The sequence below is a fragment of the Nocardioides albertanoniae genome (genome assembly GCF_006716315.1).
GTDB lineage: Bacteria > Actinomycetota > Actinomycetes > Propionibacteriales > Nocardioidaceae > Nocardioides > Nocardioides albertanoniae.
Genome location: NZ_VFOV01000001.1, coordinates 1,884,845 through 1,910,117, shown reverse-complemented (window position 1 = coordinate 1,910,117; position 25,273 = coordinate 1,884,845). Strand labels below are relative to the sequence as shown.

Genomic DNA, 25,273 nt, shown 5'->3' with positions numbered 1-25,273 from the left:
CGGGATGACCACAGAAGCCGGAGCCGAAGCCGGACGAGATGCCGACGCGCTCGCACTCGTCGCCCCAGGAGCCGACCACACCGACGCCGAAGCCGCGCTTCTCGACGCCGGCTGGACACGATGCGGAGCAGGCGACTGGGCGATCGCGCTCCGCTCCCCCGACGGCCGGGTAGCGGCACGGATCAGCCCGTTCGATCCCGTCGGCGCCTATAACGTCGCCCTCTACCGCGAGGCGGCCGGGACCGGGCAGGTGCCGGCGCTGTTCGGCCACCGGCGACTCGCGGGCGGCGGAGACCTGCAGGTCATGGAGCTGCTGGCGAGCGTGCCCGAGCCCGAGGCGGTCGCCTTCACCCAGACGGTCCAGAGCAGCGGCGGTGAGCTGCTGGAGGTCGCCCACCGGCTCCACGACCGGCTGAGCCGCGAGCTGCCGTGGCCCGGACCGCTCGACTTCAACCCGACCAACGTGATGCGCCGGGCAGACGGCCGGCTCGTGATGATGGACCTCTTCGCCCTCGACGGGCTGAGCCTCTACCAGACCGCGGAGACGGACCCGGACCTCTTCGTGGTGCGGTTCCCGGAGCACGAACGTCGCTTCATGGCCGACATCCCGATCGCGACGACGGGTGGGCGGCAGGAGGAGCAGATGGCGGCGATCCGCTCAGCGGTCACGGCAGCAGACGCGCGTCGCCTCGCCCAGCAGCCATGACGTACGTCGCCTCGGCCCGAGCGATCGCTGCCCGGGCCGAGGCGACGTCAGCCGTGCTCAGGCGTCGTGGAAGTCGCTGACGTTGACGTCGACAGCCTTGACGTCGATGTCGAAGTAGTCCTCGACGACCTCGATCACGTTCGTACGGATCGTGGCGGCAGTGGCCTTGACCGAGCTGCCGAACACGATCACGTAGGAGACCGTGATGTTGGCGATCTCGCCGACGACGTCGACCGAGGTGCCCTCGTCGTCGATGGCGTGCACACCCTCGACCTTGGCCACCACGTGGTGCACCAGCCGCTCGACCAGACCCTCGCTCACCGTCGACTTCCCGCGCGCCTCGCGAGCCACGCGCAGCACACCGGTCAGGGTCTCCGGGGCCGGCTCCTGCACGACCGGCTCCGGCGCGAACCCGGGCGCCGGCTGCTCGGCCGCGACCTCGTCCGTCGCCACCTCGTCCGCCGCCACGTGATCGGTCGCCTCGGGATCGGTCGCCTCGTCGTTCGTCTGGTCGGCCGCCACCTCCTCGGTCGGCTCGGCGTCGAGACCCGCGGCGGGCTCGTCGACCGTCTCGACGTCGTCGGCCGGCGCCTCCTCGATCGGGTTGTCGTCGGTGACGGCGTCGTCGACCGGGGCGTCGTTCGCGACGACGGTCTCGACGGGCGCGGCTGCCTCGGTGGAGTCGGGCAGCTCGTCGTCGGCGGCCTCGGCCGAGGTCTCCTCGGCGGGCTCAGCGGACTCGGCGGGCTCGGCAGACTCGGTCGTGACGGCCTCGTCGTCGGAGTCAGCGACCTCGACGTCGGCAGTCGCCACGGACTCCTCGGCGATCGGAGCGTCCTCGACGTCGACCTCCGCGGCAGCCTCGGCCTCGACCGGCGCGTACGCCTCCTCGACCGGCGCTTCGGCGCCCGCAACCTCGTCGACGGACTCCCCGGCGGTCTCCTCGGCGGTCTCCTCGGCGGTCTCCTCGGCACCCTCGACGCCTTCGGCGTCGATGACACCGGCCTCGGTGTCGACGGCCTCGTCGGCGTCGGCGTCGGTGACGAGCGGCGGCTCCTCGTCGGCCTGGACCTCGGCAACCGGCTCAGCAACCGGCTCAGCGATCTCGTCGGTGGCCGCGTCCTCGATCGACGGCTCGGTGACGACGTCGCCGCCCTCGGCTCCCGTCTCGACGGTGTCGGTGCCCGCGTCGAGGTCGGCGTCGGCCGCTTCGCCGTCGGCCGCAACCGCGTCGACGGCGCCGACGGTCTCGTCCGTGTCGACCGGCGCGGCGTCGATGGCCGCGTCCTCGGCGACGCCACCGTCGGCGAGAGTCTCGACAGGCGCGACCTGCTCGGCGGCTTCGAGGGGCGCCTCGCCGGCACCCTCGGTCTCGTCCACGCCCTCCGGAGCAGCGGCAGTCTCCTCGACGGCGGTCTCCGAGACGGCGGCGTCGGGGGCCTCGACCGGCTCGTCGGTGCTGAAGATGGTCTCGCCCTCGGCGGCAGCGGTCGCGTCGGCCCCGACGGCGCCGGTCTCGGCGTCGACGGTGGGGGTGACCTCGCCCTCCGGCGTACCCACGACGTCCGCGGTCTCGACCTGGCCGGCGTCGACCTGGTCGGCGTCGACCTGGTCGGCAGTGGCTTCGGCCGGCTCGGTCTCGGCGACCTCGCCCACGACCTCGCTCCCGAGGGTGGACTCGTTCTCGGCGAGCTCGGCCACGTCGGCGGCGGGGGTCGCCTCCGAGTCGGCGATGACGTGCTCGGGGTCGGAGAGCGGGTCGACGGCCGGGATCTCGGTCGTCGTGTCGGCGGCCTCATCGGTGGCGACGTCGGTGCGCGCGTCAGCAGCCTCGAAAGGCTCGATGACGGGCTCGGCGACAGGCTCGGCGACGGGCTCCGCGACGGGCTCGGCGTTGTGGAGGTCGGTCTCGGCGGGGGTCTCGGAGGTCGCCTCGACGGTGGCGACGTCGCCGCCGTAGAGAGGAGTCGAGGACTCGGTCGACTCCTCCTCGGTGGCCTTGGGCTGCTCGTTCTTGTGGCGGCTGAAGATGCCGCTGATGAAGTCGGACATATCGACGCTGTTCCTTCGCAAGAGAGGGGAAAGGTCCGTGGGCGCTCACGGACGGGCGTGATGCTAGGGCCGCCGAGCAGTGATCCGCGTCACGTGACCTGGGCTCCCCGGTCTTGTACCTCAACGTTGACCTGAGTGATGCACGTTTGTGTCGAACCTTCGATGGACATTCGCCCATCGTTCAGCCGACCCCGATGACCGCCCGCAGCATTCGATGTAGAACGAGACAAGAGCACGTACGTCACGACGAATGCACAGGGAGAAGCCGATGAATCCACTGCTGCTCCCGCTGGTCGCCGCTCAGGCCGCCTACGTCCACCGCACCATCGGCAAGGAGCCCCGACCGGAGGGGCCGACCAACGGCTTCGTCCCGGGCCCGGCGGCCGGCGCGACCGAGAACCGACCCGAGACGATGCGGCTGCTGGTGATCGGCGACTCCTCCGCATCGGGACGCGGCGCGCCCACCCACGATCTCGCCTTCGCCGGGTCCATGGCGCGCGCGATCGCGGCCAGGACCGCACGCCCGGTGCAGTGGCGGGCGATGGGAAAGTACGGCGCGACCAGCGAGAAGATCAGGCACGGCATCCTCACCGAGGTGCGCGGCGAGTGGGATCTCGCGGTGCTGCTCGTCGGGGTCAACGACATCCTCGCCCGTCGCTCGACAACGGCTTGGGCCACCGATCTCACCGCAATCGTCGAGGCGCTCCAGCAGCACGCCGCCCACACCGTCGTCCCGGGCATCCCGGAGTTCGACGCCTTCCCCTCGTTGCCCCGCACGCTGCGGCGCTACCTCGCCGAGCGCGGCGCCGCCCTCGACACCGCGGCGCGGCTGGTCTGCGCGGGGCGTACGTCGGTGCAGTGGGTCAGCTCGGCCGAGCTCGGCCCGGCCGAGCCCTCCTTCTTCGCAGCCGACGGGTTCCACGCCTCGCCTGCCGGCTACGAGCGCTGGGCCCGCGCGATCACCGACCACCTCGACCTGTGAGCCGGGCGGAGGCCCAGGGCTCGGGCCACCGTAGGATCTCGGGCATGCCGACCCCATCTCCCACGCACTGACCGTGGCAGGGGTCTTCACCGGCTTCGCGACGATCGGCATCATCATCGCGCTCGGCGTGCTGCTCGCCCAGCTGCGGGTGCTCGACGAGCGCGGTCAGCGCACGCTTTCGACGCTCGCGTTCTACGTCGCGAGCCCGGCGCTGCTGATCACGATGATGCAGGACAGTGACCTCGGCTCGGTGTTCTCCGGCAACCTGGTCGCCGTCGCCGGCGGCGTGCTGGTCGCGGGCACGCTCGTGGTCACCGTCGAGACGCTGCGTCGCCGCGGGCTGGGCGCCACCGTCGTCGCGACGCTGTGCGGCTGCTACGCCAACGCCGGCAACCTCGGGCTGCCCATCGCGGCGTACGTCCTCGGCGACCCGGTGCTGGTCGCACCGACGCTCCTGCTGCAGATGCTCGTGCTCCAGCCACTGGCGCTGGTACTGCTCGACGCCGACGCGAGCACGACCCGGCTCTCGTTCTGGACGGTCGTCCGGCGGCCGCTGACCAACCCGATCACCGTCGCTTCCCTGATCGGCGTGCTGCTCTCGGTCACCGGCCTCCACCTGCCCGGCCCGGTCGCAGCCCCGCTCGAGCTGGTGGGCGGGATGGCGGTGCCCTCGATGCTGATCGCCTACGGCGTCGCGCTGCGCCTCGGCCCCCTGCCCGGTCGCGGCGTGCCGGCGCTCGATCTCGCCACCGTGGTCGCGACCAAGCAGGTCGTGCAGCCGGTCGCGGCGTACGTCATCGGGCGGTTCGTGCTCGGCCTGGACGCCGAGGCGCTGCTGGCCGTGACCGTGCTCTCGGCGCTGCCGACGGCACAGAACGTGTTCGTCGTCGCGCAGCGCTACCAGCGCGCCGAGCTGCTGGCTCGCGACGTCATCTTCGTCAGCACGCTGGTCACGGTGCCGGCGGTCATGCTGGTCGTCGTGCTGCTGACCTGACCCGCGGCAACCCCGGGGCGGACGAAAGTCCCTTGCGACCGCACGTCCGTCGGCGTACCCTCGCGATATATCGGGACAGTACGCCGATAATCGATGACTTCACACGGGGAGACGACATGAGCAACAACCTCGACAACCTGCGGGTGAGCGAGGCCGAGCGGGAGGAGGCGTCGGCGCGGCTTGCCGAGCACTACTCGACCGGCCGGCTCACCGACGACGACTACTACGAGCGCCTGGACGCGATCTGGTCCGCGCGCGTGCGCGCCGACCTCGACACGCTCTTCGCCGACCTTCCCCGGAGCGCGCCGCAGCCGCCCCAGGCCGTGCGCCGACCGGAGCGACGCCGCCCGCGCGCATTCCCGCTGGTGGCCTGCCTGCTGCTGGTGACCTTCGGGCTGATCGCGATGGGCGTGCCGTGGTGGATCTTCGCCATCGTCGGAGGCGGGGCGCTGATGTTCCACAAGTCCCACCGCCGACACCACGGGCATCACGGACACCACGGGCGCTGCCAGCACGCCGGATGACGTGCTGGCGGCCCGCCGCGTGAGTCAGTCGGCCGCGCGGATCCAGACCGCGGAGTCGGTGGGCAGGTCGCCCACGATCGGCTCGCCGCTGTACATCACGATCTCGCCCTCGGGCAGCGGCGTGGGCTCCATCCCGCAGTTGAGCACGACGACCAGGTCGCCCTGCTCGTCATCACCCGAGGTGCCGCTGCTCGCGCCGCGCCGCCGGAACGCGACGACCCCCTCCGGCGAGTCGAGGATCTCGACGTCCTCCGCGCCACCGAGGGCATGGATCCGGCGTGCGGCGAGAGCCGCTCGGTAGAACTCCAAGGTGGAGTCCTTCACGCCGGTCTGAGCCGCCACGGTCATGTCGACCCACTCCGCGGGCTGCGGGAGCCACGGCTGCATCGGCAACTCCTCGTCCGGAACGTCGCTGAACCCGAAGGGCGGCTCGAACCCGCTCCACGGCAGCGGCACCCGGCACCCGTCACGACCGCCCTCACCAGTCTCCGACCACGGGTCCTCCTGGTACTCCGGCGGCAGGTAGACCTGCGGAAGGCCGAGCTCCTCCCCCTGGTAGAGGTAGGCCGACCCCGGTAGCGCGAGCATCGTCAGCGTCGCCGCGCGCGCCCGGTGCAGCGCCTGCAGCCCGTCGCCGTAGCGCGAACGATGACGCGCGACGTCGTGGTTGGAGAGCACCCAGGTCGGCGCCGCGCGCGACGGACCGAGCGCCTTCAGCGTCGACTCGATGACCTCGGTGAACGCCTCGGCCGACCAGGGCGCCTGCAGCCAGGAGAAGTTGAACGCCTGGTTGAACTCGTCGGTGCGTACGTAGCGACGCAGCTCGGCAGGGCCAGGGGTCCAGGCCTCGGCGACCATCATCCGGTCACCGTCGAAGGAGTCGATCAGCGTGCGCCACTCGCGGTAGATCTCGTGGACGCCCGGGTTGTCCCACATCGGTGCGTCGGTGACGCCGCGCTGATACATCACCGCGGCGTCAGAGGTCAGCGCGAGCCCCTCGGGCACGACCTGGTCGCGGAGCTCCTTGAAAAGGCCGTGGGCGATGTCGACCCGGAAGCCGTCCACGCCCTGCTCGAGCCAGAAGGTCAGGATCTTCGTGAACTCGGCGACGACCTCGGGGTTGTGCCAGTTGAGGTCGGGCTGGTCGTCGTCGAAGAGGTGCAGATACCACTGGCCGCTCGCGATGCGAGTCCATGCGGGACCACCGAAGACCGAGCGCCAGTTGGTCGGCGGCTCCTCCCCCGCCTCGCCACGGCCGTCGCGGAAGATGTAGCGGTCGCGAGCCGTCGTGCCGGGCCCGGCTCCCGTCTGCTTCGCCTCGACCTCTGCCTCGGCGAGCGCCTCGGTGAACCAGGGGTGGGCCGAGGAGGTGTGGTTGGGCACCAGGTCGACGATCACCTTCAGACCGAGCTCGTGAGCACGGTCGATCAGCCGGTCGGCGTCGGCAAGGGTGCCGAAGATCGGGTCGACGTCGCAGTAGTCGGCGACGTCATAGCCGTGATCGTTCTGCGGAGAGGTGTAGAACGGGCAGATCCAGATCGCGTCGACACCGAGCTCGGCCAGATAGTCGAGCCGGTCGGTGATCCCGGGCAGGTCGCCGATCCCGTCGCCGTTCGAGTCCGCGAACGATCGCGGGTAGATCTGATAGGCAACTGCTTCACGCCACCACGGCTGGTCCACGTCTTTCTCACTCTCCTCGTTGATCATCACCATCGTCCGCGATCGTGCGGCTTCCGGACAACGTGACGTGTGCCAATCCGAGCACGAGAGGAAGCGATCTTCCACGGGTGAATCGCCGAAAAAACGGGGATGCCCGAAGTGGCGCTATGGCATGTAGGCTTATCGACGTTGGATGAGGCGTACACGCGCTTCGCGGTTGCTCTCGGTGACCGTTCGTGCAGCACTTGGTCTTCCGCAGAAGCAGAAATCAGGACTCGTGGATTCAACGCCCAAAGGGCGGCACGGAGTCGCCCTGTTTACACAAGGATTAGATTCATGACTCAGGGAACCGTGAAGTGGTTCAACGGCGACAAGGGCTTCGGCTTCATCGCCCAGGACAACGGTGGCGACGACGTCTTCGTGCACTTCTCCGCGATCCAGACCCAGGGCTACAAGACCCTCGATGAGAACCAGCGCGTCGAGTTCGACGTCACCCAGGGCCCGAAGGGCCCGCAGGCCGAGAACGTCCGTCCGGTCTGACTCTGGCTTTCGCTGACAACTCAGCAAGGCGGCCCCGCTCCTGCTTCGGCAGGGCGGGGCCGTCCCTCTTTTACAACCGTTCTCAGCCGACTTCCGGAAGCTTGGTGACATCGACCCATCCCCGTGCCTCGCTGATCGTCTCCAGGTCGCCCAGGGTAAGCGCGATGGTGGTGTTGGCGCCGCCCGCTGCGGGGTAGACCGTGTCGAAGCGCTTGAGCGAGGCGTCGAGCCAGACCTCGGCCGACGACGGGTTGCCGAAGGGGCAGACGCCGCCGATGGCGTGAGCCGTCATCGGCTCGACGTCCTCGGCGGCGAGCATCCGCGCCTTGACGCCGAAGTGGGCCTTGAACTTCGGGTTGGCGATCTTCGCGTCGCCGGCCGCGACGACGAGGATCGCGGAGGTCCGGTCCGCGGCGTAGAGGCTGATCGTCTTGGCGATCTCCGCCGGCGTGACGCCGAGCGCGGCCGCGGCGAGATCGACGGTCGCCGCGGACTCCTCCGACTCGATGATGTCGCCTCCCCGTCCGAATCGGTCCAGGTGGGCACGGGCGATCTCGATCGACATGCTGTAGAGGTTACGGCCTGCCGCCACCGAAGGAGTCGGCGACCGCGCGGCCGCTGAACGTGCGGTACTCCATCGGTGGCGGGGTGCCGAACGGAGCGGGCGGCAGGGTGCCGCAGGCGATCACCAGGTTGCCGGAGCGGCGGCCCTTGGCGGTCGCCGGCTCCACGCCGATGGCCATCGAGCCGAGGTCGCGCGCCGCGGCGACGAAGTCACGCACCCTGGTGAAAGGCGCCCGGTCGACGAGGTTGGCGACGAAGACCCCGCCCGGCGACAGCGCGCGGCGTACGTCCTCGACGAATGCCGCCGAGGTGAGCTCGGTCGGGGTGCGGGCGCGGTCGAAGGCGTCGAGGATGACGAGGTCGGCGAATCCGTCGCGTACGCTGCGCATGCCGTTCAAACCGTCGACGGGACGGACCTTGATGCCGCTGCGCGGCGGCAACGGCGCCTCGGCCCGCACTCGCTCGACGAGCTCGGTGGAGGGCTCGAGCACGATCTGCGACGAGCGCGGTCGGGTCGCATGGACATAACGCGGTAAGGTCATCGCAGCGCCGCCGACGTGCACCACTCGCAGCGGTCCGTCCGGAAGTCGGTCGATGATGTCGCCGATGCGTCGCGTGTAATCGAAAAAGAGATGAGTCGGGTCCTCGAGATCGACGGCGGACTGTTGCATCTCGTCCAACTCGAGGACGTAAAGATCTTCCCGCATACCGGAAAAAGCATACCCCGGCGCGTGTTGGAGGCACTTGTTCACCTATTGTGACCCACGCAACAACCGCATGATCAGACAGACACGGGTACGTCTCGGATATTCGCAGAGGGCCTCCGAGGTGTTCCTGTCCTACCTCGCCCATCCCCCACGTCGGCGAGGAACGAGAGGGAGTTCAGCAGCGTGACCAACATCGAGGAAGTCACGATCGGGGCGTTCAGCCAGCCCCTGGTCGGGATGTCGTTCATCATCTCGGTTCTCGGTTCGTGGGTCGGACTGACCTGTGCGAACCGTGCGCGTCGACGCACAGGCAGCACGTCGTGGCTGTGGCTCCTCGGCGCGGCCGCCTCGATCGGCGGCGGTGCCATCTGGTCGATGCACTTCATCGGCATGCTCGCCTTCGACAGTCATGTGGCCTACGCGCTCGACATCGGCACCACGCTCATCTCGCTCGCCGTGGCCATCGTCGCCGCGATCGTCGGGCTGCTGATCGCGACGGCCCTGCGAGGCACCCCCGGCTATGTCGTGGGCGGTCTGGTGACCGGCGCCGGGGTCTGCGCGATGCACTACACCGGGATGTATGCGATGAAGATGGGCGGCGAGATGGTCTGGAAGCCGCTCGTCGTGGTCACCTCCGTGCTCATCGCCCTGGCCGCATCGGCGCTCGCGCTCTTCTTCGCCTTCACCGTCACCACACGGCTGATGCGCATCGGCGCCGCGATCATCATGGGTATCGGTGTCTGCGTCATGCACTACACCGGGATGCTCGCGCTCGAGATCCACAGCACCGACAAGGACACGTTCGCCCACGCGAACGGCACCGACCCGGTCTACCTGGCGATGCCGATCTTCGCGATCTCCGCCGGCATGCTGATCGTGATCGCCTTCGGCACAATGTTCGCCGGCATCGACGACGACCTCAACACGGCCTGGCCCCCCGAGAACGCCGCGAGGTCAGGGGAGCCCGACGCCGGCCACCTCGCGACCACCTCCGGATCCCACTACGGGCTGGACCAGGGCCGCGGCGCCTCCTCACGGGCCCTGGAGCCGCTGCCCGTGCGTCAGCCGCCCGCCCCCGACGACCCACGGGCCGCTCAGGTGGCCCCCAGGGGCATCGGCCAGATGTTCGGCCAGCGCCCGGCGGCCCGCTACCACCAGGGCCGCAACGGTGGCCAGGACCCGGCCCAGAACCCAGCGCAGAACCCGGCCCAGAACCCGGCCGAGCAGCAGGGCCAGCGACCCGCACAGCGCCCGACGCAGCTCCGCCCCCAGAACGGCCGCTGGACCCCACGGCCCTACGCGCAGGGCGCCTCCAACAGCTTCCCCGCGCGGCGGGCGGATCGGTTCAACCCCCAAGACGGAGAGCTCGACAACAACGCCGGCCAGCCGCCCGCCCAGGGTCAGCCGCGCCCGCAGCGTACGCCGGGATGGCTGCCGCCCCGCAACAACAACCTGTAGCCTCCCGCGCCCGTCGAGAGGTCAGCCCTCACTCCCAGAAGACCCGCTCGACCACGCCGTGGGCGAGGCGCGTCATCCGCAGGTAGTCGTTGACGAGCTCGTCGGTCGACCCGGCCGGATAGCCGAGGATCGAGCCGACCGCGTGCTGCTCGAGCGGCCCCGCCGGGAGCGAGTCGGACGGCCGGCCGCGCACCAGGGTGACCGCGTTGCGGACCCGGCTGACCATCCGCCACGCGTCGATGAGGGTCTCGGCGTCGTCGGCCTCGATCAGCGAGGCCTCTCGGGCGGCTTCGAGGGCCTCGAGCGTGCGCGTCGTGCGCAGCCCCGGGACCTCGTGGGCAAACCTCATCTGCAGCAGCTGGGCGGTCCACTCGATGTCGGCGAGACCACCGCGGCCGAGCTTGAGGTGAGTGTTGGGGTCCGCGCCGCGCGGGAGGCGCTCGTGGTCGACGCGCCCCTTGATGCGGCGCACCTCGACGATCTCGTCCTCGGTGAGCCCGCCCTCGGGGTAGCGCAGTGGATCGATCATCTTGATGAACTCCTCGCGCACCTGCGGGTCACCGACGACCGCGTCGGCGCGCAGCAGCGCCTGCGCCTCCCAGATGCCCGACCACTTCGCGTAGTAGGAGGCGTAGGCGGGCAGGGTGCGCACCAGCGCACCCTGCCGTCCCTCCGGGCGGAGGTTGGCGTCGAGCTCGAGGGGCGGGTCGGCACCCGGCAGCGCGAGGAGCCGGCGCAGGTCGGAGATGACCTTGAGCGCGAACTGGGTGGCGGTGTCGGGGTCGGCCCCGTCGACCGGCCGGTGCACGAAGAGCACGTCGGCGTCGGAGGCGTAGGAGAGCTCGAAACCGCCGTAGCGGCCCATCGCGATGATCGCGATCCGGGTGGGCGGCTCGGCCATCTCGCGGCGAGCCAGCTCGTCGGCGATGACCGTGCGCAGCGTCGCCTCGAGGGTGGCGTCGGTCAGCCGGGACAGCGCGGCGCCGATGGTGTCGATCCCCGTCTCCCCGACGAGCTCGGCGGCCGAGATGCGGAACAGCTCGCGCCGCCGGATGGCGCGCACGTGGCGTACGGCCTCCTCGGCCGTGGTCGTCGTGCGCCGCCGGGCGGCACGCGCGACCATCTCGTCGGTCAGCGCCTCCGCGGAGAGCGGCGCCAGGTCGTGGCCCAGCAGGCGCAGCGCCTCGGGCTCACGCTCGAGCAGCGCGGTGGTGTAGCGCGAGGTCGACAGGATCGCGGCGAAGTGCTGCGCGACCAGACCCTCGTCGCGCAGGGAGCGCAGATACCAGGGCGTGGCCCCCAGCGCGTCGGAGATCCGGCGGAAGCCGAAGAGCCCGGCATCAGGGTCGGCGCCCTCCGAGAGCCACTCCAGCATCACCGGCAGCAGCGCGCGCTGGAGCGCGGCACGCCGGGAGACGCCCTTGGTGAGCGCCTCGAGGTGCCGCAGCGCGGCCTTGGGGTCGGCGTAGCCGAGTGCGGTCAGCCGCTCCTCGGCTGCCTTCGTCGACAGGTGGACCTGCCCGGACGGGATCCGGGCGACGGCGTCGAGCAACGGTCGGTAGAAGAGCTTCTCGTGGAGGCGCCGCACCTCGATGCGCTGGTGCGACCACTCCTTCTGCAGCCGCGCCACCGGGTCGCGCAGGTAGCCGAGGGCCCGCGCCAGCCAACGCAGCGACTCCTCGTCGTCGGGCACGACGTGGGTGCGCTGGAGCCGGTAGAGCTGGAGGCGATGCTCCATGCGCCGCAGGAACGCGTACGCCTCGTGCATGGCCTCGCCGTCCTCGCGCCCGACGTAGCCCGACCTGGTCAGCGCCGCCAGGGCCGAGAGCGTTGTGGGCTCACGGATCCCGGTGTCGGCTCGACCGTGCACCAGCTGCAGCAGCTGCACGGCGAACTCGACGTCTCGCAGTCCCCCGGCGCCGAGCTTGAGCTCGCGGTTGGCGTTGCGGGAGGGGATGTGGGCGATGACCCGGCGCCTCATCGCCTGGGTGTCGCCGACGAACCCTTCGCGCTCGGCGGCCTTCCACACGAACGGGTTGACCGCGGCGACGTAGGCCTGGCCCAGCTCGATATCTCCGGCGGCTGCCCGCGCCTTGAGCAGCGCCTGGAACTCCCAGGTGCTCGCCCAGCGCTCGTAGTAGCCGACGTGCCCCGTGATCGTGCGCGAGAGCGCGCCGGCCTTGCCCTCGGGGCGCAGCGCCGCGTCGACCGGCCAGATCGAGCCCTCGCCGGTGTGGTCGGAGCAGACCTGCATCAGGTGGCTGCCCAGCTGGGCGGCGACCCGGAGCGCGACGTCGTCATCGACACCGTCGGCGGCCTCGTGCACGAAGATGACGTCGACGTCGGAGACGTAGTTGAGCTCGTGCCCGCCGCACTTGCCCATCGCGATCACCGCGAACCGGACGGCGGCGGCCTCCTCCCCCACTCGCGCACGGGCCACCGAGAGCGCGGCGTCGAGGGTCGAGCAGGCCAGGTCGGAGAGCTCCGCGGCGACGTCGTCGACCGGCATCTCGTGAGCGAGGTCGCGAGCAGCCAGCCGAAGCAGCCAGCGACGGTATTCGACCCGCAGCGCGTCGACCGCCTCGGCGTCGGCGAGCGTGGCGACCGGATTCTCGTCGGCCGGCTCGGCGCCGACGGCCCGCAGCAGCGAGGCCCGGAAGAGGTACGCCGCAGGCCTGGTCGTGCCGAGGGTCGGATCGGCCAGCTCGCGCCAGTGCTCGGGATGGCGGGCGAGATGGTCGGTCAACGCAGGTGAGGCGCCCAGCACGGAGACCAGCCGCATCGCGGTGCCCTCGTCGCCGGCGAGCTCGTCGAGGAAGCCGTCGCCCTCGGACTCGGTCAGCATCGCCAGCCCGTCGAGGGCGGCATCGGGGTCGGCGGCCTGCCCCAGGATCGCCAACAGCTCGTCGATCCCGGACCCGAGCCCCTCGACCGTGCCGAAGGCCGACTCAGGGTCGTTGAAGCCCAGCCGTAGCAGCTCGCCTTTGCTCGTCATACCTGCGGCTCCGTCGCGCAACGGACTGAACACGGGGTCGACGCCATAGGGCCATTATGGTCGTTGGCCCCTCCCGCTCGTTCGAGGGGAGCGGAGAAATGTCGAAACGCCGGCTCAGGCGCTCCAGGATCTCCGCGTCGGGGAGAAGCCTCCGGGGCCCCCACCAGGGGCTACCGCCGCGCTGCGCTCACGGACCAGGCGGGCGAACCCGAAGGCCAGCGGCTGCCACGTCTTGATCAGCTCCTTCTCCGCGAAGGTGGCCGAGGCGATCACGTCTTCGGCGGTGCGCCCGATGCGTGAGAGCTCTTCGCCGGACTTGCCGGCCCAGAGCGCCACCGCCTCGGCGTCCACCTCGGGGTGGAACTGCACGCCCCAGACGGTGGGCGCGAACCGAGCCGCCTGCACCTGACCGTCGATCGAGGTGGCCAACCGCACCGCACCCTCGGGCAGCTCACCCACGACGTCCTGGTGCCAGTGCATCGCCCTGTCGTCGCCCGCGAGCAGACGCATCAGCGGGTCGAAGAGCACCTCGGGCTCCCAGGTGACCTGGCGTACGTCGACGGTCAGACCGAACGGGCTGCGCTCGACCGTGCCTCCGAGGGCCATGGCCGCCAGCTGGTGGCCCAAGCAGATACCGAGAGTCGGGATGCCTGCCTCGGCAGCAGCCGCGATGCGGTCGCGGGTGACCTCGAGCCACGGGTGCTCGCGGTCGGAGTCGGCATCCATCGAGCCGCCCATGACCAACAGCCCCGAGTAGGAGATATCGAGCGACGACAGGGGTGGGATCGGTTCGGCGTAGGCCCTGAACACGTCGACGCACATGCCGGCCTCTGCCAGCCAGTGTCCGAACATCGCCGGCGGATTTGTCTCCTCGTGCTGAATGACTAGCACTCGGGGATGACTCACGACATCACTCCCACTCTCCCGTTCGATCCAGTGTGGCAGCAGCGGATCGGAAGTGTGGAATCGGGCTGGAGTTGCCCTGACAACCACTTGGCGGCGAGCTGGCGCCCAGCCGGCACCCGGCTGGGCGCCCTCAGATCACCGGAAGCATCTTGGAGCGCTCGTAGGGAGTGACCTGCTCGCGGTAGGCCGCCCACTCGGCGCGCTTGTTGCGCAGGAAGAAGTCGAAGACGTGCTCGCCGAGGGTCTCGGCGAGCAGCTCGGAGTCCTCGGCCATCCCGATCGCCTCGTCGAGGTTCTCCGGAAGCGGGTCGATGCCGAGGCTCTTGCGCTCACGCTCGGTCAGCGCCCAGACGTCGTCCTCGGCCTCGCGAGGCAGGTCGTAGCCCTCCTCGATGCCCTTCATGCCCGCGGCCAGGATCACGGCGAAGGCCAGGTAGGGGTTGCAGGCGGCGTCCAGGGTCCTGACCTCGACGCGGGTCGACTGCCCCTTGAGCGGCTTGTACATCGGCACCCGCACCAGCGCCGAGCGGTTGTTGTGGCCCCAGGCGACGTGGGCCGGCGCCTCTCCCCCGCCGATCAGGCGCTTGTAGGAGTTGACCCACTGGTTGGTGACCGCGGTGATCTCGCCGGAGTGGCGCAGCACGCCGCCTATGAAGCTGCGGCCGGTCTTGGAGAGCTGGTATTCGGCGCCCGGCTCGTAGAAGGCGTTGGCGTCGCCCTCGAACAGGCTCACGTGGGTGTGCATGCCCGACCCCGGGTGGTCGGTGAACGGCTTGGGCATGAAGCTCGCCCAGATGTCCTGGCTCAGCGCCACCTCACGGACGACCGTGCGGAAGGTCATGATGTTGTCGGCCGTGCTCAGCGCGTCGGCGTAGCGCAGGTCGATCTCGTTCTGGCCCGGTCCGCCCTCGTGGTGGCTGTATTCGACCGAGATGCCCATGGCCTCCAGCATCGTGATCGCCTCGCGCCGGAAGTCGGCGCCCATCGACTGGGCGGTGTGGTCGAAGTAGCCGCTGGAGTCGACCGGGATCGGCTCGTCGCCGCCGACCGGCTTGTCCTTGAACAGGTAGAACTCGATCTCGGGGTGGGTGTAGAAGGTGAAGCCCTTCTCGGCCGCGTTCGACAGCGTGCGCTTGAGCACGTAGCGCGGATCGGCGTAGGACGGCGACCCGTCGGGCATGACGATGTCGCAGAACATCCGGCCCGTCGAGGGGCCGTCCGTACGCCACGGCAGGATCTGGAAGGTGCTCGGATCGGGCAGCGCCAGCATGTCGGCCTCGGTCACCCGGGCGAACCCCTCGATCGCACTGCCGTCGAATCCGATGCCCTCGGCGAAGGCGCTCTCGAGCTCGGCCGGAGCCACCGCGACCGACTTCAACGAGCCCAGCACGTCGGTGAACCACAGCCGCACGAAGCGTACGTCTCGCTCTTCGAGTGCACGGAGCACGAAGTCCTGTTGCTTGCCCATGCTGCGAACCCTAACGGTCCTGCGTTACAGCCGAAGTCTCCGCGCCGAAGCGTGGCCAGGCTCAGCCGCGGGGACCCCGGAACGACGAGATCGCGAGCGCCACACCGAAGCCCGCCAGGGCCGCGCCGATGATCGACCATGAGGTGCTCGTGCCGCCTCCGCCGAGGTATCCCATGCCGGTCAGCGCCAGCGCGCCACCTGCCACGAGGAGCACCACGGCCATCAGAAGGCTCAGCGCCTTGCCCACACTCATGCCCGCAATCTATGTGATGACCAGTGCGAGGGTGACCAGCGCGGTCATCCAGGAGACGAAGCTGCCGACCAGGAAGTATTCGGTGACGTCGTTGATGCTCGGACCGTCGCCGCCTTCCCGGTTGTCGCTGCGGAACGACTGCAGCTCGGGCCAGCGGATCAGACCCTTGGCCGCGACCACCAGGCCGGCCGCGGCGATGCTGCCGGTCAGGCCGAGCCCGAAGATCGTCAGCCGCTCGAGCGGCCCCAGGAGCCGGCCGCCCTTGAGGTTGTTGCCCGCGAGCCCGTCGAGCGGGTTGGCCACCTTGGCGACATCGAGCACCAGCTGCACGACGACATTGCCGGTCGAGACCTGCACCAGCAGACCACCGAACGCGAGCAGCACCGCCTCGGGTCGCGCAGCCGCCACCCAGGCCCATGGCGCCTCCTCGGCCCAGGCCGCGACCGGGCCGGCGACGTCGCCCGCCATCGGGGCCAGCAGCACCCCGACGAAGATCGCGCCGCTGAGCAGCGCCAGCGGGGCACCGGAGCGAGACGCCCTGCCGGACCCCTGCGGCGGGTGGGCCAGGAAGCCCCAGAGCACCACGATCACGGCGACCACGACGACCGCGACCAGGTCACGCCCGAAGAGCGCGGCGAGCAGGCCGAAGACGACCAACGCCGCAGCACCGACCGCCTCGGGCACCCAGCGGATCTGCTTGATCGGGTCGATCAGCGCATGGGCGAAGTCGACCGTGCCCACCCCGATCAGCAGCAGGGCGATCCAGCTCATCGAACAGCCCCCAACAGCTCGTCGGCCTGCACGATCGCCGCCAGACCGTCGCGGCGCACGCGCTGCGAGACCGCGGACGGGCTGATGTCGACCTCGGCGGCGATGGCCTTCTGAGACATGTCGGAGAGCATGCCAGAAAGCACCGACACCGAGACCGGGTCGAGCCGGAAGAAGAGCTCGTCGCGCGAGACCAGCGCGGCGTTGATCGCTGCCGGCGCCGGCCCGTCGGCCTCCTCGGCGATCTGATACCACGTGCGTACGCTGCGCGTGGCCGCCTTGTTCTCCGCCTTCTCCGCGGCCTCGATCGCCGCGCGCGCCGCCCACCAGCTCGGACCGTCCTCGACCCGGGGATCCTCGCGGAGCAGCCGGGTCGCGCCCCAGCCGATGCCGTGGCGTACGCCGACGACGGGGTCGAGCGCGATCCGCAGCCGGAACGCGGCCTGGATCGCGGCGCCGACGGTCTCGAAGGCGCCCTGATACTCGTCGCCGACCGTGATCCGCAGCGGAGTGGCCGGCTGCCGCTCCCGGTTGATCTCCTCGATGGTCTCGGCGAACGCCTCGTGGACCTTCGCGCGGTCAGAGGTGACGCGCGAGCCCACGAGGTCGCCGATCACGGTCGCTAGGGATTTCACATGAAGATCATACCTTCATTTTCGTGATATGAAGGTAATACCTTCACTAGGGCGCTATGAAGCCATCGCCTTCACATCCGGTCGCACATCCCTCGCTACCTCACCGGTTGCTGCAGCTCGGTGACCCAGCCGTCCGGGTCCTCGGGCATCTCCAGATAGATCTCCCGGCACGGGCCGGCGAATTCGAGGCCCGCGTCGGTGACATGGCGGGACAGCTCCTGCCAGGCCTCGCCGATCCGAGTCATCGGGCCACGATAGACGGCGGTGACCGCCCGGTCGTGCGCCGTCAGCCGGCCGACCTCGAGACCGTCGACGGGCTTGCCGCCGAGGTCGGCGCCGGCGCCGAAGGTCATCCCGTCGCCGACGGCGTCGTACCAGCCGATCGCCGGACCGGCCGGCTCGATCCCCGCGGCGGCGAAGGCGCCGTAGACGCGACCGAAGAGCGGCCCGACGCGCTGGCCGACCTCGGCGATCTCGTCGACGCGGTCGGTCAGCTGGGTGAGGGTGAGGGCCGCGAGCGGCTTCTCGGTGTAGGTGAGGGTGGACATGGCATCTCCTTCCAGAAGTCGAAGACGTCGCTCCACCTCGCCGAGGCGCCGGCCGTCGGCCTCGATCTGCGAGCGCAGCTCGTCGCGGCGCCGGTGCAGCAGCGTGGCCAGCTCGGCCGGCGTACGGCCCTCGTCGAGCAGGTCGCCGACCTCCTCGAGCGAGAAGCCGAGCGACCGGAACGCGACCAGGGCGTCGGCCCGGGCCAGCAGCGCCGGCTCGTAGAACCGGTAGCCGCTGTGCGGGTCGACGCGGGATGGCGAGAGCAGACCGAGGGAGTCGTAATGCCTCAGCATGCATCGCCACCCCGACGACGAAGCGGGCACTGTGCCTATTCAGCAGGGCTCCGATACTCAACATGACGCCATCACTCCACTGTCTGACACCGTGTGACGGTCAACTACTCCACAGGAACCCGCGCCTCGATCTCGGCAAGCCAGGCGGCGGCCGAGGCGTCCGACGGCATCCGCCAGTCGCCGCGGGGCGACATGGTGCCGCCGTTGTGGACCTTCGGACCGTTGGGCAGCGCCGAGCGCTTGAACTGGTTGGCGAAGAAGCGCTTCACGAAGACCTCGAGCCAGGCTCGGATCTCCTTCATCTCATACGCCGTCCGCTTGTCCTCCGGGAACCCCGGCGGCCACTCGCCGGCCTCGAGATCGTGCCAGGCGTTCCACGCCAGGAAGGCGATCTTCGAGGGCGAGAAGCCGTTGCGCACGGTGTGGAAGAGGGTGAAGTCCTGCAGGGCGTACGGACCGATCTTCTGCTCCGTCGACTGCATCTCCTCCCCCGGCACGAGCTCGGGCGAGATCTCCTGGTCGAGGATCTCCTGGAGCACCTCGTCGGCGGCGCCGTCGAACTGCTCGGTCGTGATCACCCAGCGGATCAGGTGCTGGATCAGGGTCTTCGGCACGCCCGCGTTGACGTTGTAGTGCGACATCTGGTCGCCGACGCCGTAGGTCGCCCAGCCGAGCGCGAGCTCGGAGAGGTCGCCGGTGCCGAGCACGATGCCGCCGCGCTGGTTGGCGATGCGGAAGAGGAAGTCCGTACGCAGCCCCGCCTGGACGTTCTCGAACGTCACGTCGTAGACCGGCTCGCCGTCGCCGGCCGGGTGGCCGATCTCCTTGAGCATCTGGGTCGCGGTGGGGCGGATGTCGAGCGTCTCGTGGGTCGTGCCGAGCGCCTCCATCAGCTGGATCGCGTTGGACCTGGTGTCGTCGGAGGTGGCGAAACCGGGCATCGTGAACGCCAGGATGTCGCTGTGCGGGCGACCGAGGCGGTCGAGCGCCTTGGCGGCGACGATCAGCGCATGGGTGGAGTCGAGACCGCCGGAGACACCGATGACGATCTTGGTGTCCGGGCCGATGGACTGCAGCCGCTTCTCCAGGCCGGAGACCTGGATGTTGTAGGCCTCGTAGCACTCCAGGGCGAGCTTGTCGGGGTCGTCGGGCACGAACGGGAACCGGTCGACCTTGCGCCGCAGACCGTCGCCGACCAGCGGCGGTGCGAGCTCGAACTCGATCTCGGAATGGTAGGTGCCGACGGCGCGCCGGTTGTCGTCGAAGGTGCCCTGCCGGATGCGCTCGGCCCGGATCCGCTCCAGGTCGACGTCGACCACGGTGCGCCGCGGCCCGTCGGGGAACCGCTCGGTCTCCCCCAGCAGCTCGCCGAGCTCGTAGGCCATCGTCTGGCCGTCCCAGGACAGGTCGGTGGTCGACTCGCCCGGCCCGGCAGCGGTGTAGACGTACGCCGCGTTGCACCGGGCCGAGGCCGACTGGACCAGGAGGCGGCGCGAGTCGGAGCGGCCCACCGTGATCGGGCTGGCCGAGAGGTTGAGCAGCACGGTCGCGCCGGCCAGCGCGGCCTTGGCGCTCGGCGGCACCGGCACCCACATGTCTTCGCAGATCTCGACGTGGACGACGAGATCCTTGACGTCGGTGCACCGGAAGAGCAGCTCGTTGCTGAGCGGCACCTCCTCACCGCCGAGCATGATCGTGCCCTCGGCACCGTCGCCCGAGGCGTACCAGCGCTTCTCGTAGAACTCGCGGTAGGTCGGCAGGTAGGTCTTCGGCACCACGCCCAGCACCTCGCCGCCGTGGATGACGACCGCGGTGTTGAGCACCCGGTCGCCGTGGCGCAGCGGCGCGCCGACGACGATCATCGGCAGCAGCGTCTCGGAGGCCACCACGATCGCGCTGATCGCGGCCTGCACGGCGTCGAGCAGGGTGCGCTGCAGCACGAGGTCGTCGATCGAGTAGCCCGAGAGACACAGCTCGGGGAAGACCGCGACCGCCACCCCTTCCTCGCTGCACTCGCGCGCCTGCGCGATCACCTCGCGCGCGTTGGCCGCCGGGTCGGCGACCGAGACCGGGATGGTGCACGCCGCGACCCGTGCGAAGCCATGGGAGTAGGCGGAGTAGAAGTCCACGTCGCCGAGTCTATGGGTCCAGGCGTCAGGTGCGGGCAGGCCGCTCCATCGCGATCTCGCCAGGACCGTCGGCCCAGCCGGCGACCTTTCCGGTGGTGGCGAAGCCGAGCCGCTCGTAGACGGCGTGGGCACGGTCGTTGCCGACGAGATGGGTGAGGCGTACGGGGAGGTCGCCGGCGCGGTCGATCACCTCGGTCATCAGCGCGCGACCCGCACCGGATCCCTGGACTTCGGGGAGCACGTAGAGCTTCCAGAGCATCAGGTGGTCCTCGAAGAGCGTGTAGGCAGCCATCGCGACGACTGCGCCGTCGTCTTCGGCGACCAGCACCCGTCGGTTCTCGATGCCGGGGAGAACCGCCTCGGGAGACCACCACTTGGCGATGCCTTCCTCGACGTACGCCTCGCCGGCGAACGGCGGGTAGGTCGCACGCCAGGTCGTCACGCCGACGTGGATGACAGCGTCCAGGTCGTGCTTCGTCGCTTCTCGAACCTGCATGGCCGCGACGATAACCAGGCGCGCCGCCGATGTCGTTCGGTTTAGCCTGTCGTCGATGATCATCAGACGCGAACGACTCGAGGACGTGGCCGACATCCGGGCGGTCACCGCCGCCGCCTTCTCCGGCGTGGAGCACTCCGCTCCGCCGGTCGAGCCCGACGGGGTGCCCGGCGAGGCGACCCTGGTGGGGTGGCTGCGTGAGGACCCGGGCTGGATCCCGGAGCTCTCGCTGGTCGCCGAGGTCGACGGGCAGGTCATCGGCCATGTCGTGGCGACCCGGGGCGAGCTCGCCGGGCGGTCTGCGCTCGGGCTCGGGCCGGTCAGCGTCTCCCCCGATCATCAGCGTTCCGGGGTCGGCTCGGCGCTGATGCATGCGGTGCTCGACGCCGCCGACGGCCTCGGCGAGCCGGTCGTCGTGCTGCTCGGCTCGCCCGACTACTACGGGCGGTTCGGCTTCGTGCCTGCCGCTTCGATCGGGATCGAGGCGCCGGATCCGGCGTGGGGCGACTACTTCCAGGCTCGGCCGCTGGCGGCGTACGACTCGAGTCTTCGGGGTCCGTTCCGTTATGCCGCTCCTTTCGACCGGCTGTGACGACGGCCACAGCGCGCACCCCCTCTTCTCGACTTAGGCTGGTAGCAGTCCGTGGACTCCATCAGGGAGCTGCGAGATGACACCAGAAAGGCTCGATGATGAGCACGAACACCTCTGCCGAGGAGACCGCGCCCTACGGCTCCGGTCCCGCCGCCGGCGCGCCGGCCAAGCCCGTACGCAAGGTCCGCACGCATCATCTTCGCGAGATGAAGCAGCGTGGCGACAAGATCACGATGCTGACCTCCTACGACATGTATTCCGCCCAGATCTTCGACGAGGCCGGGGTCGACCTGCTGCTCGTGGGTGACTCGGCCTCCAACAACGTGCTCGGCAACGAGACCTCTCTACCGGTCACCGTCGACGAGCTGCTGCCGCTGACCCGCGCGGTCTCGCGCAGCGCGAAGCGGGCGATGGTCGTCGGCGACCTGCCGTTCGGCTCCTACCAGGCCTCGCCCGAGCAGGGCTACCTGACCGCGGTGCGGTTCATGAAGGAGGCCGGCGCGCACTGCGTGAAGCTCGAGGGCGGCGCCGAGATGGCCCCGGTGATCAAGAAGCTGACCGAGGGCGGCGTGCCGGTCATCGCCCACATCGGCTTCACCCCGCAGTCCGAGCACGTGCTCGGCGGCTACCGCGTGCAGGGCCGCGGCGAGACCTCCGACCGGATCATCGCCGACGCCAAGGCCGTCCAGGAGGCGGGTGCCTTCGCGGTGGTCATGGAGATGGTGCCCGGCGACGTCGCCGCGCAGATCACCAAGGAGCTCGACATCCCCACGATCGGCATCGGCGCCGGCCCCGACTGCGACGGCCAGGTGCTGGTCTGGCAGGACGCCTTCGGCATGCGCGACGGCAAGATGGCCCGGTTCGTCAAGCAGTACGCCGACCTCAAGTCGGTGCTCTCCGAAGGCGCCGAGGCGTACGTCTCCGACGTCAAGGGCTCCACCTTCCCCGCGCCCGAGCACACCTTCTGAGGTTCTGCCTCCGCGAAGTGGTCAGTGTGGGCCGTACGCCGGCTCCGCGCCGGGCCCATCTTGACTGCTTCGCGGGGCCCGCTCCCACAGGGAGCCCCGCCACAGGGCGTACCAGGCATCCAGGCGGGTCGGATCGTAGGGGCGACCGAGCGCTTCGTCGGCTTCGCGCAGGATCATCGCGGCACGGAAGCGAACGTCCGGCGCGACGTAGCCATGACGTACGTAGCGCGCCCCTCCCAGACGTGAGTCGCGGCGCCGGTCGCGCGCGTACTGGGCGCGGTCGCGGTGCACCGCGCCGTCGTACTCCTGCAGCGTTCTGGTGCCGATGATCAACAGGTCGGCTCGGGCCACGAAGCCGCCCGTCTCGTCGAACAGCTCCGCCTGAGGCTCCACGGGCACGCCGCACACCAGGTGCAGCACCCGCAGCAGCGACTCCCACGGCGACTCCGACCTGCCGTCAGCCAGGGCGAGCGCCTCCCTCAGCCGCGGCCCGCCTCGACGACCTCGCGTCAGCTGCTCCAGGTGCTCGCGGGTACAGGCCTGCTCGTGGAGCACGCCATCGATCAGCACGACCAGATCCAGCAGGCTCAGGCGCCGAGCGGCCGCAAGCACGGTCTCGGCAACAGTGGCGATCCGCACCCCGTCGACGCCGTGGCTGTGCGGCGGCAACCGATGGCGAGTGACGTCGATCTGTGGCCGGCGCACCCTGACCCCGCTCGGCACGGAGATCTCGACCGGCCGGTCCGGCCGGTCCGGCCGCAGCCAGAGCCCGTACGCCTCCGCAGCCGTCGTTCCGGTGAAGATCGTGCCGTCGGGAAGCCGCTCCGCCCAGGCTCGCATCCGTGCCCAGGCCGGCTCCTCCTCGCCGAGGTTCGCCGGCAGCCGCACCCCGGCACCAAGCCTCACCCACCGCCCGCTCCGCATCCGCGGACCACGGCGCTCCGTCACTCTCCCCATGCCCCCACGGTGCATCCGTGCGGACGCCGCCACCACCGCATTCCCGCGGGTTGTGGATAACCTGCCTGCGACAAGTGGTCACTAGGGGCTCGGTCGACGCGCTGGACCGAGCCCCTAGTGACCACTTCTGCGGGCCGTCAGCTGCGACGCGCCCGGGCGGCGGCGATGCCGACCAGGCGGGCGACGACGAGGGCGACGTAGAAGACGCCGGCGACCTGCTCGACCATCACGATCGAGCGGGCGTTGGGGAGCACCGGGACGATGTCGGAGAGGCCGACCGAGGTGAGCGTCGTGAACGAGAGGAAGAGGAGGTCGAACCACTGCCGGTGGTCTCCGAAGGAGCCGGGCCAGATGACCTGGACGGCGGCGTAGAGATAGGCGAAGGCCCAGGCCACGACGGTGAACGCCGCACCGGTCGCGAAGAGCTCGTCGCGGGTCACGACGTCGTCGTGGAACAGGTAGCGGATCATCGCGTAGGAGACGAAGAGATAGAACGGCACGTGGAAGAACGCCGAGGCGAGCACGACCCAGCCCTCGCCGGGCGCGACCGACTCCCACACCGCGAAGATCGTCGCCGGTCCGCCGAAGAGCAGCGCTGCCCAGGTGAACGCCGGGGTCATGCGTACGGCCGCGACGGCAGCGAGCAGGAGCACGAGCTGGAGCACACCGAGCACGGCGCGCCCCGCGGTCGAGCTGTCGAGGAACGGGTAGGCCAGGATCGCCACCAGCTGTCCGACGAGAAGGACGCCGCACGGGTGGTTGCGCATCGCCCTGATCACGTTCGCCATAAGCGCACACCTTAGGGCGTAGCCGGTGTCAGATGAGGTAATGCCCAGTAGCGTCGACACCATGCGCGCTGCCACAGCCCTTGCCGCCGTGGTCGTCCTCGGGCTCCTGACCTCGGCGTGCGCAGGTGAATCCTCTCCGGCCACCACTCCCCCGCCGCTGAACCCGTCGGGTTCGGTGAGCGCGACCTCGAGCGCGCCGCCGTCGGAGTCGTCGGCCGTGCTGCCCACCTCCGGCCGCGTCCCGGAGCTCGACGTCGAGGTGTTGAGCGACGGGCTCGACCATCCGTGGGACGTCGTCGACATCGGCGACGACCGGTTTCTGCTCACCGAGCGCGAACGAGCGGTGCTGGCGCTGGTCGAGGACGGCGAGCGCCGCGAGATCCCGCTGGAGGACAACAAGATCTGGGTCTCCGGGGAGACCGGCCTGATGGGTCTCGAGGTCGACCCCGACTTCGCCGAGACCCGGCGCATCTACACCTGCCAGGGCTGGAACGACGGCCAGGACGTACGCGTCATCTCCTGGACCCTCGACCAGGGGCTCACCCGCGCCACCCAGGAGCGCACCCTGATCGACGGCCTGCCGACCAGCTCGGGTCGTCACGGCGGCTGCCGGCTGCTGATCAGCGCGGACGGCGCGCTGTGGGTCGGCACCGGCGACGCCGCCACCGAGAAGAACCCGCGAAGCCTCGACTCCCTCGGTGGCAAGACGCTTCGGCTCGACCCGGAGACCGGCAAGCCCTGGCCGGGCAACCCGTGGGCGGGCGACGACGGCCCGCGGCGCTACATCACCTCGTTCGGCCACCGCAACGTGCAGGGCCTCGCCGAGCGCGCCGACGGCACGATCTGGGCGATCGAGCACGGCACCGACCGCGACGACGAGGTCAACGAGATCATCCTCGGTGGCGACTACGGCTACAACCCGGGTCCGGGCTACGACGAGTCGGTGCCGATGACCGACCAGGATCTGCCCGGCAAGCAGATCGAGGCGAGGTGGGACTCCGGCGACCCGACCGTCGCCACCGGTGGCGGCACGTTCATCCCGCTGCAGGAGCGATGGGGCGCCTACGGCGGTGCGCTCGCGGTCGCGGTGCTGAAGGCGACCGAGCTGCGGGTGCTGTCGTTCGCCGGGTCCGGCAGGCTCACCGACGACCGCGCCCCCGAGGCCCTGCGGGACTACGGGCGGCTGCGTACGGTCTCGCTGGCCGAGGACGGCGACCTGCTCGTCACCACCGACAACGGCGGCGGCGAGGATCAGCTGCTGCGGGTCATCCCGCGCTGAGACCGGTTGAG

Annotated in this window: 24 protein-coding genes; 9 read left to right on the top strand and 15 right to left on the bottom strand. The window is 70.2% G+C overall.

The annotated features are described in order from the left end of the window. The first annotated feature begins 4 nt into the window (after positions 1 to 4). Positions 5 to 706 (top strand): hypothetical protein, encoded by a 702-nt coding sequence (locus FB381_RS09130; protein WP_141779997.1) that lies wholly within the window; start codon positions 5 to 7, stop codon positions 704 to 706. 57 nt (positions 707 to 763) lie between these two features. Here the strand turns inward: FB381_RS09130 and FB381_RS23865 are convergent, their stop codons facing one another. Beyond that, complete coding sequence (locus tag FB381_RS23865) at positions 764 to 2,758, bottom strand: hypothetical protein (RefSeq protein WP_170225111.1); 1,995 nt, start codon at positions 2,756 to 2,758, stop codon at positions 764 to 766. Positions 2,759 to 3,026: 268 nt separating this feature from the next. On the opposite strand from FB381_RS23865, the gene FB381_RS09120 reads away from it, so the two are divergent. The 3 genes from FB381_RS09120 (at position 3,027) to FB381_RS09110 (ending at position 5,258) form a co-directional block, all read left to right on the top strand. Next, on the top strand, positions 3,027 to 3,740 hold the full coding sequence (locus FB381_RS09120; protein ID WP_170225110.1) for an SGNH/GDSL hydrolase family protein: 714 nt from the start codon (positions 3,027 to 3,029) through the stop codon (positions 3,738 to 3,740). A 73-nt stretch (positions 3,741 to 3,813) separates the two neighbouring features. Further along, positions 3,814 to 4,734, top strand: a complete 921-nt coding sequence (locus FB381_RS09115) for an AEC family transporter (RefSeq protein ID WP_141779995.1) — start codon at positions 3,814 to 3,816, stop codon at positions 4,732 to 4,734. A 116-nt stretch (positions 4,735 to 4,850) separates the two neighbouring features. Next, positions 4,851 to 5,258 carry a DUF1707 SHOCT-like domain-containing protein gene (locus FB381_RS09110; protein WP_141779994.1) on the top strand — a complete coding sequence of 136 codons (408 nt, stop codon included), beginning with the start codon at positions 4,851 to 4,853 and terminating at the stop codon, positions 5,256 to 5,258. Between the two features lie 24 nt (positions 5,259 to 5,282). Here the strand turns inward: FB381_RS09110 and FB381_RS09105 are convergent, their stop codons facing one another. Continuing rightward, a complete protein-coding gene (locus FB381_RS09105) occupies positions 5,283 to 6,965 on the bottom strand; it encodes a glycoside hydrolase family 13 protein (RefSeq protein WP_211352559.1) in 1,683 nt (560 codons plus the stop codon). A 288-nt stretch (positions 6,966 to 7,253) separates the two neighbouring features. Here FB381_RS09105 and FB381_RS09100 point away from each other — a divergent pair, with 288 nt between their 5' ends. Continuing rightward, positions 7,254 to 7,457 carry a cold-shock protein gene (locus tag FB381_RS09100; RefSeq protein ID WP_008357755.1) on the top strand — a complete coding sequence of 68 codons (204 nt, stop codon included), beginning with the start codon at positions 7,254 to 7,256 and terminating at the stop codon, positions 7,455 to 7,457. Between the two features lie 82 nt (positions 7,458 to 7,539). On the opposite strand, the gene FB381_RS09095 is transcribed toward FB381_RS09100, so the two are convergent. Together FB381_RS09095 and FB381_RS09090 are read right to left on the bottom strand one after the other, a co-directional pair. Next, positions 7,540 to 8,022, bottom strand: coding sequence for a YbaK/EbsC family protein (locus FB381_RS09095; protein WP_141779992.1), 483 nt, complete (start codon positions 8,020 to 8,022; stop codon positions 7,540 to 7,542). Between the two features lie 10 nt (positions 8,023 to 8,032). After that, complete coding sequence (locus FB381_RS09090) at positions 8,033 to 8,728, bottom strand: spermidine synthase (RefSeq protein WP_141779991.1); 696 nt, start codon at positions 8,726 to 8,728, stop codon at positions 8,033 to 8,035. A 183-nt stretch (positions 8,729 to 8,911) separates the two neighbouring features. Between FB381_RS09090 and FB381_RS24455 the strand changes: the two genes are divergently transcribed. Further along, entirely contained in the window at positions 8,912 to 10,186 is a 1,275-nt protein-coding gene (locus FB381_RS24455) for an MHYT domain-containing protein (RefSeq protein WP_141779990.1), read from the top strand. Positions 10,187 to 10,214: 28 nt separating this feature from the next. On the opposite strand, the gene FB381_RS09080 is transcribed toward FB381_RS24455, so the two are convergent. From FB381_RS09080 to FB381_RS09040, 9 genes are all read right to left on the bottom strand, one after another. After that, entirely contained in the window at positions 10,215 to 13,181 is a 2,967-nt protein-coding gene (locus FB381_RS09080) for a bifunctional [glutamine synthetase] adenylyltransferase/[glutamine synthetase]-adenylyl-L-tyrosine phosphorylase (protein ID WP_141779989.1), read from the bottom strand. Positions 13,182 to 13,295: 114 nt separating this feature from the next. Further along, a complete protein-coding gene (locus FB381_RS09075) occupies positions 13,296 to 14,033 on the bottom strand; it encodes a type 1 glutamine amidotransferase (protein WP_141779988.1) in 738 nt (245 codons plus the stop codon). A 184-nt stretch (positions 14,034 to 14,217) separates the two neighbouring features. After that, entirely contained in the window at positions 14,218 to 15,555 is a 1,338-nt protein-coding gene (locus FB381_RS09070) for a glutamine synthetase family protein (protein ID WP_141779987.1), read from the bottom strand. A gap of 61 nt (positions 15,556 to 15,616) precedes the next feature. Next, positions 15,617 to 15,808, bottom strand: coding sequence for a hypothetical protein (locus tag FB381_RS09065; RefSeq protein WP_141779986.1), 192 nt, complete (start codon positions 15,806 to 15,808; stop codon positions 15,617 to 15,619). A 9-nt stretch (positions 15,809 to 15,817) separates the two neighbouring features. Then, entirely contained in the window at positions 15,818 to 16,579 is a 762-nt protein-coding gene (locus tag FB381_RS09060) for a hypothetical protein (protein ID WP_141779985.1), read from the bottom strand. Then, entirely contained in the window at positions 16,576 to 17,211 is a 636-nt protein-coding gene (locus tag FB381_RS09055; RefSeq protein ID WP_141779984.1) for a SatD family protein, read from the bottom strand. The genes FB381_RS09060 and FB381_RS09055 overlap by 4 nt, the downstream gene beginning before the upstream one ends. A gap of 95 nt (positions 17,212 to 17,306) precedes the next feature. Further along, positions 17,307 to 18,053 (bottom strand): MerR family transcriptional regulator, encoded by a 747-nt coding sequence (locus FB381_RS09050; RefSeq protein WP_141779983.1) that lies wholly within the window; start codon positions 18,051 to 18,053, stop codon positions 17,307 to 17,309. Positions 18,054 to 18,157: 104 nt separating this feature from the next. Then, positions 18,158 to 20,182, bottom strand: a complete 2,025-nt coding sequence (locus FB381_RS09045) for an NAD(+) synthase (RefSeq protein ID WP_141779982.1) — start codon at positions 20,180 to 20,182, stop codon at positions 18,158 to 18,160. 25 nt (positions 20,183 to 20,207) lie between these two features. Beyond that, positions 20,208 to 20,678, bottom strand: coding sequence for a GNAT family N-acetyltransferase (locus FB381_RS09040; protein WP_170225108.1), 471 nt, complete (start codon positions 20,676 to 20,678; stop codon positions 20,208 to 20,210). 55 nt (positions 20,679 to 20,733) lie between these two features. On the opposite strand from FB381_RS09040, the gene FB381_RS09035 reads away from it, so the two are divergent. Beyond that, positions 20,734 to 21,270: a GNAT family N-acetyltransferase gene (locus FB381_RS09035; RefSeq protein ID WP_141779980.1), complete on the top strand. Its 537-nt coding sequence runs from the start codon at positions 20,734 to 20,736 to the stop codon at positions 21,268 to 21,270. Positions 21,271 to 21,365: 95 nt separating this feature from the next. Beyond that, positions 21,366 to 22,238, top strand: a complete 873-nt coding sequence (panB, locus tag FB381_RS09030) for a 3-methyl-2-oxobutanoate hydroxymethyltransferase (protein ID WP_141779979.1) — start codon at positions 21,366 to 21,368, stop codon at positions 22,236 to 22,238. A gap of 21 nt (positions 22,239 to 22,259) precedes the next feature. Here panB and FB381_RS09025 read toward each other — a convergent pair whose 3' ends face one another. Beyond that, entirely contained in the window at positions 22,260 to 23,195 is a 936-nt protein-coding gene (locus tag FB381_RS09025; protein ID WP_141779978.1) for a hypothetical protein, read from the bottom strand. Between the two features lie 137 nt (positions 23,196 to 23,332). Further along, on the bottom strand, positions 23,333 to 23,983 hold the full coding sequence (locus FB381_RS09020; protein ID WP_141779977.1) for an ion channel: 651 nt from the start codon (positions 23,981 to 23,983) through the stop codon (positions 23,333 to 23,335). Between the two features lie 61 nt (positions 23,984 to 24,044). Between FB381_RS09020 and FB381_RS09015 the strand changes: the two genes are divergently transcribed. Then, positions 24,045 to 25,262, top strand: a complete 1,218-nt coding sequence (locus FB381_RS09015) for a PQQ-dependent sugar dehydrogenase (protein ID WP_170225104.1) — start codon at positions 24,045 to 24,047, stop codon at positions 25,260 to 25,262. The last annotated feature ends 11 nt before the right edge of the window (positions 25,263 to 25,273 follow it).